The organism is Streptomyces odontotermitis, from assembly GCF_050510915.1.
Classification (GTDB): domain Bacteria; phylum Actinomycetota; class Actinomycetes; order Streptomycetales; family Streptomycetaceae; genus Streptomyces.
This window is the reverse complement of the sequence record NZ_JBNJLS010000007.1, coordinates 287891-301880: the sequence shown is the minus strand read 5'-3', so window position 1 is coordinate 301880 and position 13990 is coordinate 287891. Positions and strand designations below refer to the sequence as shown.

General features: G+C 71.9%; 15 protein-coding genes and 1 pseudogene. 8 read left to right on the top strand and 8 right to left on the bottom strand.

Going from position 1 to position 13990, the window contains the following annotated elements; all coding sequences use genetic code 11:
* The first annotated feature begins 112 nt into the window (after positions 1–112).
* Together ACQB60_RS22335 and ACQB60_RS22330 are read left to right on the top strand one after the other, a co-directional pair.
* Positions 113–1546 carry an FG-GAP and VCBS repeat-containing protein gene (locus ACQB60_RS22335; RefSeq protein WP_496927828.1) on the top strand — a complete coding sequence of 478 codons (1434 nt, stop codon included), beginning with the start codon at positions 113–115 and terminating at the stop codon, positions 1544–1546.
* Positions 1482–1763, top strand: a complete 282-nt coding sequence (locus ACQB60_RS22330; RefSeq protein WP_496927827.1) for a hypothetical protein — start codon at positions 1482–1484, stop codon at positions 1761–1763. The genes ACQB60_RS22335 and ACQB60_RS22330 overlap by 65 nt, the downstream gene beginning before the upstream one ends.
* A gap of 13 nt (positions 1764–1776) precedes the next feature.
* Here ACQB60_RS22330 and ACQB60_RS22325 read toward each other — a convergent pair whose 3' ends face one another.
* Complete coding sequence (locus ACQB60_RS22325) at positions 1777–2358, bottom strand: TetR/AcrR family transcriptional regulator (protein WP_496927826.1); 582 nt, start codon at positions 2356–2358, stop codon at positions 1777–1779.
* Positions 2359–2474: 116 nt separating this feature from the next.
* Here ACQB60_RS22325 and ACQB60_RS22320 point away from each other — a divergent pair, with 116 nt between their 5' ends.
* Positions 2475–3263, top strand: a complete 789-nt coding sequence (locus tag ACQB60_RS22320) for an SDR family oxidoreductase (RefSeq protein ID WP_496927825.1) — start codon at positions 2475–2477, stop codon at positions 3261–3263.
* 323 nt (positions 3264–3586) lie between these two features.
* On the opposite strand, the pseudogene ACQB60_RS22315 reads toward ACQB60_RS22320, so the two are convergent.
* Positions 3587–4075 (bottom strand): annotated as a pseudogene (locus tag ACQB60_RS22315) (2-oxo acid dehydrogenase subunit E2); the annotation flags it as partial.
* A 118-nt stretch (positions 4076–4193) separates the two neighbouring features.
* Between ACQB60_RS22315 and ACQB60_RS22310 the strand changes: the two are divergent.
* From ACQB60_RS22310 to ACQB60_RS22300, 3 genes are all read left to right on the top strand, one after another.
* Positions 4194–5132, top strand: a complete 939-nt coding sequence (locus ACQB60_RS22310; RefSeq protein WP_496927824.1) for a cation diffusion facilitator family transporter — start codon at positions 4194–4196, stop codon at positions 5130–5132.
* 210 nt (positions 5133–5342) lie between these two features.
* A complete protein-coding gene (gene malX / locus ACQB60_RS22305) occupies positions 5343–6968 on the top strand; it encodes a maltose/glucose-specific PTS transporter subunit IIBC (RefSeq protein ID WP_496927823.1) in 1626 nt (541 codons plus the stop codon).
* A 3-nt stretch (positions 6969–6971) separates the two neighbouring features.
* Positions 6972–8183 (top strand): MalY/PatB family protein, encoded by a 1212-nt coding sequence (locus ACQB60_RS22300; RefSeq protein ID WP_496927822.1) that lies wholly within the window; start codon positions 6972–6974, stop codon positions 8181–8183.
* A 13-nt stretch (positions 8184–8196) separates the two neighbouring features.
* On the opposite strand, the gene ACQB60_RS22295 is transcribed toward ACQB60_RS22300, so the two are convergent.
* The gene (locus ACQB60_RS22295; protein ID WP_496927821.1) at positions 8197–8781 is read right to left on the bottom strand and encodes a TetR/AcrR family transcriptional regulator; all 585 of its coding nucleotides are present in this window, start codon (positions 8779–8781) and stop codon (positions 8197–8199) included.
* 25 nt (positions 8782–8806) lie between these two features.
* Positions 8807–9196 (bottom strand): hypothetical protein, encoded by a 390-nt coding sequence (locus ACQB60_RS22290; RefSeq protein WP_496927820.1) that lies wholly within the window; start codon positions 9194–9196, stop codon positions 8807–8809.
* Positions 9197–9319: 123 nt separating this feature from the next.
* Here ACQB60_RS22290 and ACQB60_RS22285 point away from each other — a divergent pair, with 123 nt between their 5' ends.
* A complete protein-coding gene (locus ACQB60_RS22285; protein ID WP_496927819.1) occupies positions 9320–9646 on the top strand; it encodes a hypothetical protein in 327 nt (108 codons plus the stop codon).
* A 5-nt stretch (positions 9647–9651) separates the two neighbouring features.
* Here ACQB60_RS22285 and ACQB60_RS22280 read toward each other — a convergent pair whose 3' ends face one another.
* Both ACQB60_RS22280 and ACQB60_RS22275 read right to left on the bottom strand, forming a co-directional pair.
* Positions 9652–10437 carry an SAM-dependent methyltransferase gene (locus ACQB60_RS22280; protein ID WP_496927818.1) on the bottom strand — a complete coding sequence of 262 codons (786 nt, stop codon included), beginning with the start codon at positions 10435–10437 and terminating at the stop codon, positions 9652–9654.
* A gap of 99 nt (positions 10438–10536) precedes the next feature.
* Entirely contained in the window at positions 10537–11238 is a 702-nt protein-coding gene (locus ACQB60_RS22275) for a ribonuclease H family protein (protein ID WP_496927817.1), read from the bottom strand.
* A 213-nt stretch (positions 11239–11451) separates the two neighbouring features.
* On the opposite strand from ACQB60_RS22275, the gene ACQB60_RS22270 reads away from it, so the two are divergent.
* The gene (locus ACQB60_RS22270; RefSeq protein ID WP_496927816.1) at positions 11452–12060 is read left to right on the top strand and encodes a phosphoribosylanthranilate isomerase; all 609 of its coding nucleotides are present in this window, start codon (positions 11452–11454) and stop codon (positions 12058–12060) included.
* 91 nt (positions 12061–12151) lie between these two features.
* Here ACQB60_RS22270 and ACQB60_RS22265 read toward each other — a convergent pair whose 3' ends face one another.
* Positions 12152–12973, bottom strand: coding sequence for a DUF8817 family protein (locus ACQB60_RS22265; RefSeq protein ID WP_496927815.1), 822 nt, complete (start codon positions 12971–12973; stop codon positions 12152–12154).
* Between the two features lie 120 nt (positions 12974–13093).
* Entirely contained in the window at positions 13094–13873 is a 780-nt protein-coding gene (locus ACQB60_RS22260; RefSeq protein WP_496927814.1) for a methyltransferase domain-containing protein, read from the bottom strand.
* Positions 13874–13990 lie beyond the last annotated feature (117 nt).

Below are 13990 nucleotides of genomic sequence, written 5' to 3'. Positions count from 1 at the left end.
CGCAGGCCATGGGAGCCACGGAAGCGTCCCGGGCCACGACAGCCATGGAAGCCGTGGAAACCACGGGAGCCACCGGGACCGCTGGACTCGGCGGACCCGCAGGCGCCTCCTCGTGCCGGGCCTCGCGCTCCTCTGCGCCGGGGCACTGCTGCTCACTTCCGGTTGCACGGGCGGGGGCAGGCCCGGCGACGACCACGACCGGGGCGAGCGGACGACCGCGCTCGGCCCCTGCAAGGCCACGCCGAGCGCACGCCCCACACCGACCGGCACGACCACCCCGCCCCGCGACCAGTCCGAGCCCCGACGCAAGCCCGAGCCAAAGCTTCAACGCAAACCCGAACCCGAACCGCTCAACCGGGACGACTTCAACGGCGACGGACGAGGCGACCTCCTGCTCGGCGAACTCGGCCCCGGCACGGGACAGTTCATGCTGCTCGGCTCCCCCGCCGGTGCCGCCACCAGTGCGACCAGTGCCACCACCGGCCGCCGCATCCCCCTCTCCGGCCGGTTCCCCGAACTGGACACGACCTCGTCGGGCGACAGCGCGTACAGGTATGCAGTGGCGCAGACCGCCGACTGGGACGGCGACGGCAGCGCCGACATCCTGTACCGGGCGCTGGTCAGGACTCGGGACGGCGGCCGCCGCACCCCGTACAAGGAAGGCATCGTCTGGGGCGGCAAGGGCGGTGTGAGCGGGCCCTTCACCCGGCTTCCCGGCTCCGACGCGCCGCCCGTCGCGGCGGGTGACTTCGACGGCGACGGCCATGCCGATCTGGCCTCCGGCCCCTTCGCGGCGACCAAGGACGCGGACAACGAGGTGCGGTGCGCGGCCATCGACTACGGCCCGTTCGACCGGAGCGGCCACCCCGCCGAGCGCCGGTACGTGGACCTCACCCGGCGCGGCACGGTCTCCGCGTACACCTTCACCGCGGGCGACTTCGACGGTGACGGCCGGGACGAGTTCTTCACCACCGGATTCCGAGCCGTGGGCGAGGAGGTGACGGACGAGACGACGCCCGACGTGTACGTCGACGCCTCGTACTACCGCGTGGGCACGGACCGTTCCGTCGAACGCGTCGGCGACCTCAAGGCCCTCGGGCACGGCGCGGACACCCACTACGACCCGGAGGGCAGCGACGACGGGCCCGCCTCACTGGGCGCGTCCGATTCCCTCGACGCCCACCTCACCGCCGACTTCGGCGGCAATGGCCGCGCCGACGTCATGGTCCCCGGCAAGGACCGGCGGACCGGCAACCCGCACGTCCTGTACGGCAGCCCGGACGGCCCCGGCACCGGGCGCGCGGCCACCGAGGGCCCGCTGCACGACAGCGCGGCCGTCGGCGACGTGAACGGCGACGGCCGCGACGACCTCGTCACCGGCGACTTCGGCGGCCCGCTCCACCAGGCCGGAAGTGTGAGCGTGTTCCTGGGCGGCGAGCGCGGCCTCGCCCGGCAGGCCGCGGTCACCTTCGACCGTACGGATGTGGGCATGGCCGACGTCCAACCGAAGGGCGACGCCGACCGGGACCGGTTCGGCAGCGGATGACGAACGGGCCGTACGGCACCAGGGCCTGCGCCGCGGCGACCTCGACGTCGCGGTGCGCTCACAGGGCGGCGACAGCATCGCCGAGACGTCCCTCGTGGTCCTGGAGCCCGGCGGCACCCTGGTCGTCGAGCTGAAGCAGGGCGACCAGGTCGCCGACAAGGCGGACATCGCGCAGCTGCGCGCCGAACTGGCCCGCCTGGAGCGGAAGTTGGGGTGACCGGGGTGACCTCTCACCCGCGTACCGGCGGCGAAAGTCCGTCGAGGGTGAGGTCGAGAAGGCGCTCGGCCTGGTCGCGCCGGTCCGGATCCGACGAGGTGAGGGCGATGCCGGCGAGCGCGGCGAACAGGTCGGTGGGGCGGATGTCGGTGCGGAAGGCACCGGATTCGGTCCCGGCTTCCATGAGGGTGACGATGGCCTTCTGGATCAACTCCCGGCTGGGGCCGTACGGATCGCCCCCGGAGGCGACGACGGCGCGCAGGGCGTCGGCCATGCCGCGCTTCGCCGTGGCGTAGTCGACGAAGCGGCCCATCCACGCGCGCAGGGCCTCGCGGGGCGGCATGGCCGCCAGCAGTTCGGGGGCGGCGTCGCAGAGCCGCGCCACTTCATTGCGGTAGGCCGCCTCGATCAGGGCTTCCCGGGTGGGGAAGTTGCGGTAGAGAGTGCCGGTCCCCACGCCCGCTTCTCTCGCGATGCGTTCGAAGTGGGCGTTCAGTCCCTCCTCGGTGAACACCTGCACCGCGGCCGCCAGGATCTTCTCCCGGTTGCGCTGCGCGTCGGCCCTCAGCGGGCGCCCCGTCTCCCGTGCCGTCACCGGCCCGCTCCTTCGCTCCCGCACTCCCTTGCTAAGTGGAGGGTACTCCACTTACGGTGAAGCTAAGTGGCGGCGCCTCCACTTCTACTCTGCCCGCACCACGCGAAGGAACAGCCATGCCAGAGATCGAAGAAATCGCGGGCGTCGAGGGGACCGAGGGGATCGAGGGCGCCGACGGCATCGCGGGAAAGGTCGTCGCCATCACGGGCGCCAGCAGCGGCATCGGCGAGGCGACCGCCCTGCTGCTCGCCGGGCGCGGCGCGAAGGTCGTGCTCGGCGCGCGGCGGCCGGACCGGCTTCGAGCCGTGGCCGAACGGATCGAGAAGGCGGGCGGCCAGGTCGCCCACGTCCCCACGAACGTGACGCGCCGCGACGACCTGACCCGGCTCGTCGACATGGCCCGCGAACGGTTCGGCCGGCTCGACGTCCTGGTCGGCAACGCCGGGGTCGGTCTGATCTCGCCGCTGGACGAACTGCGCGTCGAGGACTGGGAGGAGATGATCGACGTCAACTTCAAGGGCGTCCTGTACGGGATCGCCGCAGCTCTCCCCGTGTTCCGCAGCCAGGGCTCCGGACACTTCGTCCACACCGTCTCCACCGCCGGGCTGCGCATCGTGCCGCTCCAGTCGGTGTACGCCGCCACGAAGAACGCGGTGCGGACCGTCTCCGAAGGGCTGCGCCAGGAAGCGGGCGACAGCCTGCGCGTGACGGTCGTCTCACCCGGCGTCACACGCACGGAGTTCGCGGACCGCATGGCGCCCGACGTACGGGACCAACTCGGCGCGACCATGGGCGACATCGGCATCCCGCCCGAGGCCGTAGCCCGTGCCGTCGCGTTCGCGATCGAGCAGCCCGCGAGTGTCGATGTCGGGGACATCGTGGTGCGGCCGACGGCGCAGGGCTAGACGAGTAGTTCCGAATTCCCTTCGTCCGCCCGGAGCGCGACAGACGGGAATTCGGAACTACTCGTCTAGGGCCTGTCCGGCGGATCAGGCCGCATGATTCCTGCAGCGCCCTCTCGTCGCAGGTGAGCGGTCTCTGGTGCGTCGCGAGGCAAGGCGGAGGAGGGCGTCAGCGCGGAGCATCGGCAACTGACGGCAACTCCGCAGCGATGGGGCCTCCCCTGCCCGAACGAAGTCGAGAGCTTGGGGAGGTGCCAGAGACCGCGACCGCGGCAAGATCCGCCGGACAGGCCCTCGGGCCTGCGGGCGTGCGTTCTTTGCGGGCCTTACGGGATCGACAGGCCGAGTTCGACCTCGAACTCGCCGGCCTCGAGGATCTGCTTGACCGTGGTCAGGTAGCGGGCGGCGTCGGCGCCGTCGACCAGACGGTGGTCGTAGGACAGGGTCAGGTGGACCATGTCGCGGATGGCGATGGTCTCGCCGAGGTCCGGGTGGTTGATGACCACGGGACGCTTGACGGTGGCGCCGATGCCGAGGATGCCGGCCTGGTTCGGGGGCACGATGATCGTGTCGAACAGGGCGCCGCGCGAGCCGGTGTTGGAGATGGTGAAGGTCGCGCCGGACAGCTCGTCCGGGGTGATCTTGTCGCCCCGGACCTTGCCCGCGAGGTCGGCGGTGGCCTTGGGGATGCCGGCCAGGTTCAGGTCGCCCGCACCCTTGATGACCGGGGTCATCAGGCCCTTCTCGGAGTCGACGGCGATGCCGATGTTCTCCGAGTCGTGGTAGGTGATGGTGCCCTCGTCCTCGTTGATGCGGGGATCTTGGTGACGTCCACCTCGACCATGGACGACAGCTGGGCCTGGCCGTGCATGATCGATCGTCGATCATTTACTGCCAGGCGTCCCGCCCCGCGCCCGGGGTACCCGCCCGCTCGTGAGCCAGCAAAAGGGACGAAAGGGTGCGTCCGGCGCGGAGGGCGGCACCCGCCTGACCGTGTTCGTCGCCCTCGGCGCCAACCTCCTCATCGCCGCGGCCAAGGCGGTCGGCGGCGTCGCCACCGGCTCCCCCGCGCTGCTGTCCGAGGCCGCGCACTCGGTCGCCGACAGCCTCAACGAGGTCTTCCTCCTCGCCGCGCTGCGCCGCAGCCGCCGCCCGCCCGACCGGCGCCACCCCTTCGGCTACGGCAAGGAGCGGTTCTTCTGGTCGCTGCTCGCCGCCGTGGGCATCTTCGTGACGGGCGCCTGCTTCTCCGTGTTCCAGGGCGTACAGACCCTGCGGTCGGGGCCGCACGAGACGCACGAGGGATACGTGGCGGGGCTGGCCGTGCTGGGTGTCGCCTTCCTCGCGGAGGGGGCCTCCCTGGTGCGGGCGCTGTATCAGCGGCGGCGCGCGCCCGACGCGGTGCGCGGGGATCCGGCGCTGCGGACCGTGGTGGCCGAGGACGCGACGGCCGTGCTCGGTGTCTGCCTCGCCCTCGCGGGCATGGCCCTGCACATGGTGACCGGCCATGCCGCCTGGGAGGCGTCGGCGTCGCTCGCCATCGGGGCGCTGCTCGGCTACGTCGCGTACCGGCTGGGCAGGGACGCGCGTGAGGAGCTCATCGGCGAGGCCGTCCACCCCGAAATGCGCTCCCGCATCCGGGCGTTGCTCGACGCCCAGCCCGAGATCGACAGCGTCGAGGCGCTCCTGACGATGCGGCTCGGCCCCGACTCGGCTCTCGTCGCGGCACGCATCGACCTCGCCCCCGGCCTCGACAGCGAACACGTCGAGCTGGTCTCGGAGCGCATCAAGAGCTCCGTCGCCCACCTCTGGCCGACCGCGGACCAGGTCTTCCTCGACGTGACGGACGCCCCTACGGCTGCCGGGCGCTGAACATCCGGTGTACGGTGCACCCACATCGGCGGCCGGGACCTTCGGCGCCTCGTGGACGGGCGTTTCGGTCATCCGCACTCGGGGCCTTCGCTCCTGATGCGGGGATCGGGAATCGATGAGGATCAGGCCCGATGACAGTGTCGTCATGCGCCGAACGCTCCACCTTGGGCCCCGGCGTCCATCCGCGGGACCTGCGAGGTTAGCCGTTCCATGAAGAAGACCAAGGCCGCGCTCTGGGAGTTCCTGCAGGGGCTGGGCAAGACGTTCATGCTGCCCGTCGCGCTGCTCGCGTTCTGCGGGATCATGCTGGGCGTCGGTTCGTCGCTGTCCAGTGACGCCGTCGCGCAGAACCTCCCCTTCCTCAAGTGGGAGCCGCTCCACCTGGTCTTCACGTGGATGGCGACGACCGGCACGGTCGCCTTCACGTTCCTGCCCGTCCTCTTCGCCATGGCGATACCCCTCGGCCTGGCCCGCGAGGACAAGGGCGTCGCCGCCTTCTCCGGATTCGTCGGCTTCGCCTCGATGAACCTCGCGGTGAACTTCTTCCTCACCGCCAAGGGCGTCGACTTCGAGGACAAGAAGTCCATCGCGCACTACGGCATCGCCGACGTCCTCGGCATCAAGTCCATCGACACCGGGCTCCTTGGCGCGGTCGTCGTCGGCGTCGTCGTGGCGCTCCTGCACCAGCGCTACCGCACCAAGCAGATGCCGGACGCCCTCGCGTTCTTCGGCGGACTGCGCTTCGTGCCGATCGTCTCCGCGCTCGTGCTGAGCGTGGTCGGGCTGCTCATCCCGCTGGCCTGGCCGACCTTCAACAGCTGGATCTCCTGGGTCGGCACCGCCATCGGCCACGCCGGGGTCTTCGGCCCGTTCTTCTTCGGCATGGGCGAGGTGCTGCTGCGCCCGATCGGCCTGCACCACATCCTCGTCGCCATGTTCCGCTTCACCGACGTGGGCGGCTCCGGCGCGGTCTGCGGCGAGCACGTCTCCGGCGCGCTCAACCTCTTCTACGCCCAGCTGAACTGCTCGAACGCGCCGACCGGCGACGTCACCACCGCCACCCACTTCCTCTCCCAGGGCAAGATGGCCGCCTACCTCGGCGGACTGCCGGGCGCGGCCCTCGCCATGTACCACTGCGCAAACAAGAAGATGCGCCCCGAGATCAAGGCCCTCCTGATCTCCGGCGTCGTGGCCTGCGTCGTCGGCGGCGTCACCGAACCGCTGGAGTTCCTCTTCCTGTTCATCGCGCCGTGGCTGTACCTCATCCACGCGGTCCTGGTCGGCCTCGGCTTCCTGACCGCCGCGGTCCTGGGCGTCTTCATCGGCAACACCGACGGCAACGTCATCGACTGGCTGGTCTTCGGCGTCCTCCAGGGCACGACGACCAAGTGGTATCTGGTGCCGGTGATCGCCGCGGTGTGGTTCGCGGTCTACTACTTCCTCTTCCGCTGGGCGATCCGCCGCTTCGACCTCAAGACCCCGGGCCGCGACCCGGAGGCCCTCGCCGAGTCGGTGGAGACGGAGGCCGCGGCCAACGACTCCGGGAAGTCCGAGGGGGCCGCGAGCGCCCCGGCGGTCGAGCTGGTCGCGGGCAAGTACGACCCCGCCGCGATCCTCGAGGCCATCGGCGGCCCCGCCAACATCACCTCGCTCGACAACTGCATCACGCGCCTGCGCATGACCGTCGAGGACGCCGGGCTGCTCGACGAGGCGCGCCTGAAGAAGCTGGGCGCGGTGGGTGTCGTCAAGCTCGACCAGCACAATGTGCAGGTGATCATCGGCCCCCAGGTGCAGTCCGTGAAGGACGCCATCGCCAAGCTCACCCCGGCGGGCTGAGCCATGGCCACCGAGACCCCGGCGACGAGCGCGGGCCCGTACGACTTCGACCGCGCCGTCGACCGGCACGGCACGTGGTGCACGCAGTGGGACTACGTGGAGGACCGCTTCGGCGTGCCCGGCCTGCTCCCCTTCACCATCTCCGACATGGACTTCGAGACCGCCCCCGAGGTCATGCGGGCCCTGCGCGGCCGCCTGGAGCACGCCGTGCTCGGCTACTCGCGCTGGCGCCACGACGACTTCCTCGGCGCGGTCGTGGACTGGTACCGGCGGCGCTACGACACCCCCGTAGAACCGGAGTCCCTCGCGTACGCGCCCTCCGTCCTCTATCAGGCCGGGGCGCTCATCGACCTGTGGTCGCGGCCCGGGGACGGCGTGGTGACGCACACCCCCGCGTACGACGCCTTTCCCCGGCTCGTCGCGGCGCACGGCCGTGAGCTGCGGGGCTGCGCCCTGGACGACTGGGCCGAGTTCGAGCGGCTGCTGGCCCTGCCCGACACGTCCGTGCTCCTGCTCTGCTCGCCGCACAACCCCACCGGGCACGTGTGGACGGCGGCGGAGCTCGGGCGGATGGCGGAGCTGTGCGCGCGGCACGGGGTCGCGGTCGTCAGCGACGAGATCCACGCGGACCTGACGCACGCCCCGCACGTCCACCGCCCCTGGTCGCACTACGCCACGGCGCAGGGGGACGACGCACGCTGGGCAGTCGTCACCTCCGCATCGAAGTCCTTCAACATCCCGGCGCTCACGGGCAGTTACGGCATCATCGGCGACCCGGCCAGCCACGCCGCGTACCTCTCCCGCCTCAAGGACGCCGACGGCCTCTCCTCCCCCGCGGTGCTCATGCTGACCGCCACGATCGCCGCCTACCGCGAGGGCGCCCCCTGGCTGGACGCCCTGCGCACCTATGTGTCGGACAACCTGCGCCTCGTCTCCGACCACCTCGACTCGGCCTTCCCCGAGCTGAGTTGGCGCCCACCGGAGGCGGGCTACCTGGCCTGGATCGACCTGCGCCGGCTCGGCGTCGACGACGACGTGCTGCAGCGGCGGCTGATCGAGCACGAGAAGGTCGCCATCATGCCTGGCACCGCGTACGGCGCCCCGGGCTTCGTACGGCTCAACGTGGGCTGCCCGCGCGAGAAGGCGGAACGCGGAGTGACGGCCCTGGTGCGCGCGCTCCGGGCGACGACGCCGGGCGGCTCTGCGGCAGGCTGAGACCCGCGCCGGGCTATCCGGCGGCCCGGGTCGCGCGGTCGAAGATCTCGACGAGTTCCTCGGCGCACCGAGCGGGGTCGATCCCCTCGGCCAGCGGCTCGTATACGCCGTCCAGGGCGGCGCGCAGGGTCACCGCCATGACCTGCGCGTTGCAGGGGCGGAACGCCCCGGAGCGCTGCCCGTCCGTGAACAGGCCGGCGAGCCGGTTCACCGAGTCGGTGTGGTGCTCGTCCCAGGCGTGGCCACCGTTGAAGATGATCTGCTGGAGCGCCTTCATCTGCTCCAAGTGCCCTGCCATGAACGTCACGTTGGCCCGGATCAGAGTGATGAGGAGTTCACGGGCTCCGGTGGCCGCGTCCAGGGCGGGACGCATGAACGCCTCCGCGTCGGCGACGACCTTCGCGGCGATGGCCGTGAACAGCTCTTCCTTGCCCGCGAAGTGATAGGTGATCAGCCGCTTGCTGGAGAGCCCGGCGCGCTCGCAGATGGCGTCGAACGTGGTGGCCTGGCAGCCGCGCTCGGCGAGGAGCGCCACGGCGGCGGAGATGATCTGTTCCCTGCGGGCCTCCGTCGCCCGGCGCCTGGTGGGGGTGGTCACGGCGAGCGGTCCTCCGTCTTCGGGGTCATCGGGCCGAGGGGGCGGTCTTCGGGTAGGCGTGGCGCACGGTGCGGCGCCACAGCGGGATCGCGGCCACGGCGAGCAGTACGCCGACGGCGACCTGCTCGGCCTTCATCCAGGCCGGGAAGCCGTCGATCGGCAGGCCGAGGACGAGCAGGACCCCGAGGGGCGCGACGGCCGTCATCAGCCGCATCCGCACATAGGCGCCGCGGCTGCCCCGGAAGGCCCGCTTGGCCAGCAGGACGAGAACAGCTGAGATCACGGCCACGATGGTGCCACGAATCCACAGGGCGTCACTGCCGCCGACGATTCCGGCGGCGGCGAGGGTGGCGACGGAGAGCGCGAGGACGGTCAGGTAGAGGGCGCGTATCCGCCCGTAGATCTTCTTATCCATACGGATAACTTTATCCGCGTGGATAACTTTTGCAAGCCGGACCCGGGGACCGCAGGGCGACGGAACGTGATCATGGAGCGCGAGCCGATCCACTGACCCGGCGGCGCCCGCGTCGCCTTCTACGTGGGGCTCAACGCCGAGCACTTCCTGGTGGACCGGCCCTCCACGAGCATCAACGAGGCGACCGCGGCCCTCGTGCCCGACCCGCTGAATTTCGGCTGGGACCAGCTCCACGCCGACGCGGAGGGCAGCGGCCGGGTGATGGCCCTGGCCCTGCACCCCTTCGTCACCGGCCAGGCGTTCCGCGCGAAGTACCTGGACCAGGCCCTCGAGTACGTCGCGGGCCACCCCGGCGTGTGGCTGGCGACCAGTGACGAGATCGCCGAGCACTACGCCCGCACGGCGGCCGAGGGGAAGGTCCGCACGACGACCGAGGGGAAGGCCCCGTAAAGCCCTTAGGGGACGCGGGCGACGCCCACGTAGAAGCCGCTGCGCTCGGACTTCGGGGCGGGGGTGTCCTTGTGCCAGTGGGTGGCCGTCACCAGGCCCGGGTCGATCAGGTCGAGGCCCTCGAAGAACCGCTCGACCTCCGCCCGCCCGCGCATCCGCAGCGGGACCTGGCCCTCGCGGTAGGTGGTCTTCACCGACTCCGCGAGTTCGGGGTGTTCATCGGTGGTGCCGTGCGAGAGCACCAGATAGCTGCCGGAGGGCAGGGCGTCGACCAGGGTGCGGGTGATGCCGTAGGGGTCCTCGTCGTCGGTGATGAAGTGCAGCAGCGCGATGAGGGAGAGGGCGATGGGGCGGTCGAAGTCCAGGAGGGTGCGGGCGCGTTCGAGGATCGCCTCGGGCCGCCGCACATCCGCCTGGACGTAGTCCGTGGCGCCCTCGGGGGTGCTGACCAGGAGTGCCTCGGCATGCCGGAGCACGATGGGGTCGTTGTCGGCGTAGACGACGCGGGCCGCGGGAGCGATCTCCTGGACGACCTGGTGGAGGTTGGGCGCGGTCGGGATGCCGGTGCCGACGTCGAGGAACTGGCCGACGCCGTCGCGCGCCAGCCAGGCCGCGGCCCGGTGCATGAACGCGCGGTTCCGGGCCGCGTTGCCGCGCGCCTCGGCCGGCAGCTTCTCGCCCAGCTCCTGGTCGACGAGGTAGTTGTCCTTGCCACCCAGGAGCCAGTCGTAGACGCGTGCCGGGTGCGGCGTGCTGGTGTCGATGACGAAGCTCGCGTCGTCTGCGGTCATCCCTGGCTCCACTCCATGACGTGCCCACCCGGCCGGTAGGGATCTTCAGAGCGTACAGGGCCTACAGGTCAACTGTTCGGGTCGGGGAGGGAGTTGACCTCACACGTCACGGCACTCCACATGGCCCCAGCCGTGCGCGTTCTTCGTGATCTTCTCCCCGGCCTCGTACGGCTTCTGGCAGTGGCAGCGGCCGGGGAACTTGGCCTTGATCACCGGACTGGAGCCGCCGCCCTTGCCCTTGCCGCCCGCGGTGCGCCCGGCAGCGGCCTTGCGGGGGCGGGCCTCGACGCCGGATGTCATGCGCTCGGGGCGCGGCTCGGGGATGGCGTGCGCGCCGTGGACGGTCCCGGCGGGCTCCTGGGTGGTCGCGGCGTCGCTGGCGGCGACGTCGGCGATCGCGTTCAGGTGGTCGCCGTCCACGCGGTGCGCGGCGACGTGCCGGAAGGTCACGTCGCGGCCCTGGAGGAGCGCGTCGATGCGCACGACGAGCTCCTTGTTGGCGACGGGCTTCTTCGACGCGGTCAGCCAGCCGTTGCGCTTCCAAGAGGCGATCCACTTGCTGACCGCGTTCATCGCGTACTGGCTGTCCATGCGGACCTCCAGCGGGGTCGCCGGGTCCGTGGCCTCCAACAGCTCGGCCAGCGCGGTCAGTTCGGCCACGTTGTTGGTCGAGTGGCCGAGCGGACCGGCCTCCCAGCGCTGGGGGCGGCCCTCGGAGTCGGCGACCACCCAGGCCCAGGCCGCGGGTCCGGGGTTCTTCTTCGCGGCTCCGTCACAGGCGGCGATGATCAAGTCAGACATCCCTCGATGATGCCAGGCCGCGCGGGGTGCCGCGGCCATCGCCCACCTCGCCCGCCACCGCGGCGCCACCTCGCTCGCCGCCGCACCCGCCCCGCCCGCCCGCCGGCCCCGAAGACCGCACCCAGCCTTCCAGGTCCCCGCTCCCCCCTCCCCGCTCCCCTGCCCCCGGTCCGCCGCTCGCGCAGCCCGCACCCGATTTGGTTGACTCCCGCCATGAGCGATCCCTATGTCAAGATCTGCGGGCTCCGCACCGAGCAGGACGTGGACACGGCCGTGGCCGCCGGGGCGGACGCCGTCGGCTTCGTCTTCGCCACCAGCGTCCGCACGGTCGACGCCGCCACCGCCCGGAGCCTCGCCCGGCGCGTCCCCGAGCACGTCCTCACCGTCGGCGTCTTCCGCAAGCAGCCGCTGGACGAGGTGCGGCGCCTGACGGAGGAGAGCGGGATCCGCGCCGTCCAGCTGCACGGGGACGAGGGCCGGGAGTACTACGAGGCGCTCCGGGCGCCGGGCCGTACCCTGCTGCGGGCCACGGCGGCCACCGAACTGCCCGTCGAATGCGGCGCGTTGGGCGAGGACCTGCTCCTCCTCGACGCCCCCGACCCGGGCTCCGGCAAGCCCTGGAACTGGGCCTCCCCCACCTTCACCGCACCCCGCGGCCGCTGGCTCCTCGCGGGCGGCCTGCACCCGGGGAACGTCCGCGAGGCCCGGCGGGCCACGGGGGCGTGGGGCGTCGACGTCTCCAGCGGCGTGGAGAGCGAACCCGGCGTGAAGTCACCGCAGTTGATCCGGGCGTTCCTCACGGCAGCCCGCGAGGACGCCTGACCGGGCCCGCCCCCACCGCTCCCCCGGGCCCCCTGGATCCCCCGGGCCCCCGGATCCCCCCTGAGGCTCCCCAAGTCTCCCTGGTCTCCCCTCAGGACTGCCCTCCGTCCCCCTCCCCCGGACCGACCTCCCCCAGCCACGCCTCCAGGTCCTGCGCCAGCCGCAGCTCGTCCGCCACCCGCTCCCTCTCCGCCGCACTCAGCTCGATCGCCTTCAGCTCCAGGACGAGGCCCTCGACCTTGCCGTGCTCGCCCATCGCGACGGCCAGCTCGACGAGGGTCGCGAGCGCCAGCGCCCGGTCCACGGCGGGCGCCGCGTCACCGTGGCGGCGCAGCGCGGAGGTCAGGACCCGGACGGCCGCGCGGTCGTCGTTCTTGAACTCCCGGTAGATGCGGGCGTTGTCCAGGGCCCTCGCCAGCGGCGGGAGCTCCTTGGAGCCGCCGTACTCGAGCTCCATGGGCTCGTCGCGCTGGATGAACATGACGCTGTTGCCGGAGGGGTCGACGAGGGTGAAGCGGCTCGCGCCGGGCCGGTACCGGGTGATGCGCGGGCGCCCGGAGGCGAGCACCTTCCCGTACGCCTGCCGCATCGCCGCCGTGAAGGCCGCGTGATAGGGCGCGACGGCGTCGACCATGACGAGGCAGGCCCCGAGGTCCTCCCTGCTCGGGTCGGCACCCTCGGGCGCCTTGCCGAAGTTGAGCGCGAACCCGCTGTAGGCGAGGGCGAGATACAGATAGGGCTTCCGCATCTCGTACGTGACCTCGAAGCCGAGGGCCCGGTAGAAGGCCAGAGTCTCGTCGGCGTCCACGCACGGGAGGACGGGGACGGTGGTCTCGTTGGCCGTCACCGCGGCGCCGCCCGGCACCGGGGGCTTGGCCTCGCTCTTCGGCTGACTGGTGGTCTTCGCGTTCATGCCGACTCCTCGGGGTTGCGGACCGGCGAACTATTCAACCTTGACTAACAATGACTATGCAAGTTTGATCAGAGCAGGCCACCGCCCTCCTTCCGCGGCTTGCGCAAGAGGGCGGCCTGGCTACGGCGCCCGCGTCGCGACGACGCTGACCAGCGTGAACGACGCGAAGAACGGCCCCTGCGCGAGCGAGGCGAACCACTCCCGGCCGCGCTCCTCCGCCACGAAGCCCGCATCGACGGCCCGCCGCATGTTCCGGCCCAGGCCCAGCGAGTGGTCGGCGTCCCGCAGGTCACGGAAGACCGGCGCCGTCGCCCACACCGCCTCGACGGTGAAGCCCGCCGCCTCCGTGAGCCGGGGGAGACGGCGCCCGATGGTCGCGTTGCGCACCGCGCGGGAGACCGTGAAGCGCGTGAAGGCCCGGCTCGTCTCCAGGTCGTCGGCGTCGACGACGAGGGTGTCCCAGTCGGGTTCGGCCAGGGCGATCCGGGCGCCGGGGCGGGTGGCCCGGCGCAGCTGCGCCAGCACGTCGGCGGGCGCGTCCACGTGCATCAGGACGCGGTCGGCCCTCGCCCGGTCGACGGTGCCCCGCTCGACGGGGAGGTCGTGGGCGTCCCCCTCGATGACGGTCACACCCGCGAGCCGTTCGGTGCGGGCGCGGGCGGCGGCGAGCATGTCCGGGTCCCGGTCGACGCCGATGACCGTGCCGCTCGCCCCGGCGCGCTCGGCCAGCGACGGCAGATCGGTGCCGGGGCCGCAGCCGAGGTCCAGCACGGTGTGACCCGCCCGGACGTCCAACTGGTCGAGCAGGTCCCGTTTGTACGCGCGTCCCGCGTCGTGCGCGGCGGCGCGCAGCATGTAGGCGGCCGGGTCGGGGGTCGGCACACCGAGAGTCGTCGACATGGACGCGAGTCAACATGCCCGAGCTCGCCGCGCGCCAGGGCGCGGCACGCGAGACCGCGTGGGACCCCGCCGCGCCGCCCGGCACGCCCAGCCCCGGCACGCCCAGCCCCTGCACGC

What these genes read in the sequence shown, in the direction of transcription:
- ACQB60_RS22320 (WP_496927825.1), top strand. Translation starts at nt 2,475, where the DNA reads ATGCCAGAGATCGAAGAAATCGCGGGCGTCGAGGGGACCGAGGGGATC.
- ACQB60_RS22330 (WP_496927827.1), top strand. Translation starts at nt 1,482, where the DNA reads ATGTGGGCATGGCCGACGTCCAACCGAAGGGCGACGCCGACCGGGACC.
- ACQB60_RS22290 (WP_496927820.1), bottom strand. Translation starts at nt 9,196, where the DNA reads ATGGATAAGAAGATCTACGGGCGGATACGCGCCCTCTACCTGACCGTC.
- ACQB60_RS22300 (WP_496927822.1), top strand. Translation starts at nt 6,972, where the DNA reads ATGGCCACCGAGACCCCGGCGACGAGCGCGGGCCCGTACGACTTCGAC.
- ACQB60_RS22280 (WP_496927818.1), bottom strand. Translation starts at nt 10,437, where the DNA reads ATGACCGCAGACGACGCGAGCTTCGTCATCGACACCAGCACGCCGCAC.
- ACQB60_RS22270 (WP_496927816.1), top strand. Translation starts at nt 11,452, where the DNA reads ATGAGCGATCCCTATGTCAAGATCTGCGGGCTCCGCACCGAGCAGGAC.
- ACQB60_RS22265 (WP_496927815.1), bottom strand. Translation starts at nt 12,973, where the DNA reads ATGAACGCGAAGACCACCAGTCAGCCGAAGAGCGAGGCCAAGCCCCCG.
- ACQB60_RS22260 (WP_496927814.1), bottom strand. Translation starts at nt 13,873, where the DNA reads ATGTCGACGACTCTCGGTGTGCCGACCCCCGACCCGGCCGCCTACATG.
- malX (WP_496927823.1), top strand. Translation starts at nt 5,343, where the DNA reads ATGAAGAAGACCAAGGCCGCGCTCTGGGAGTTCCTGCAGGGGCTGGGC.
- ACQB60_RS22275 (WP_496927817.1), bottom strand. Translation starts at nt 11,238, where the DNA reads ATGTCTGACTTGATCATCGCCGCCTGTGACGGAGCCGCGAAGAAGAAC.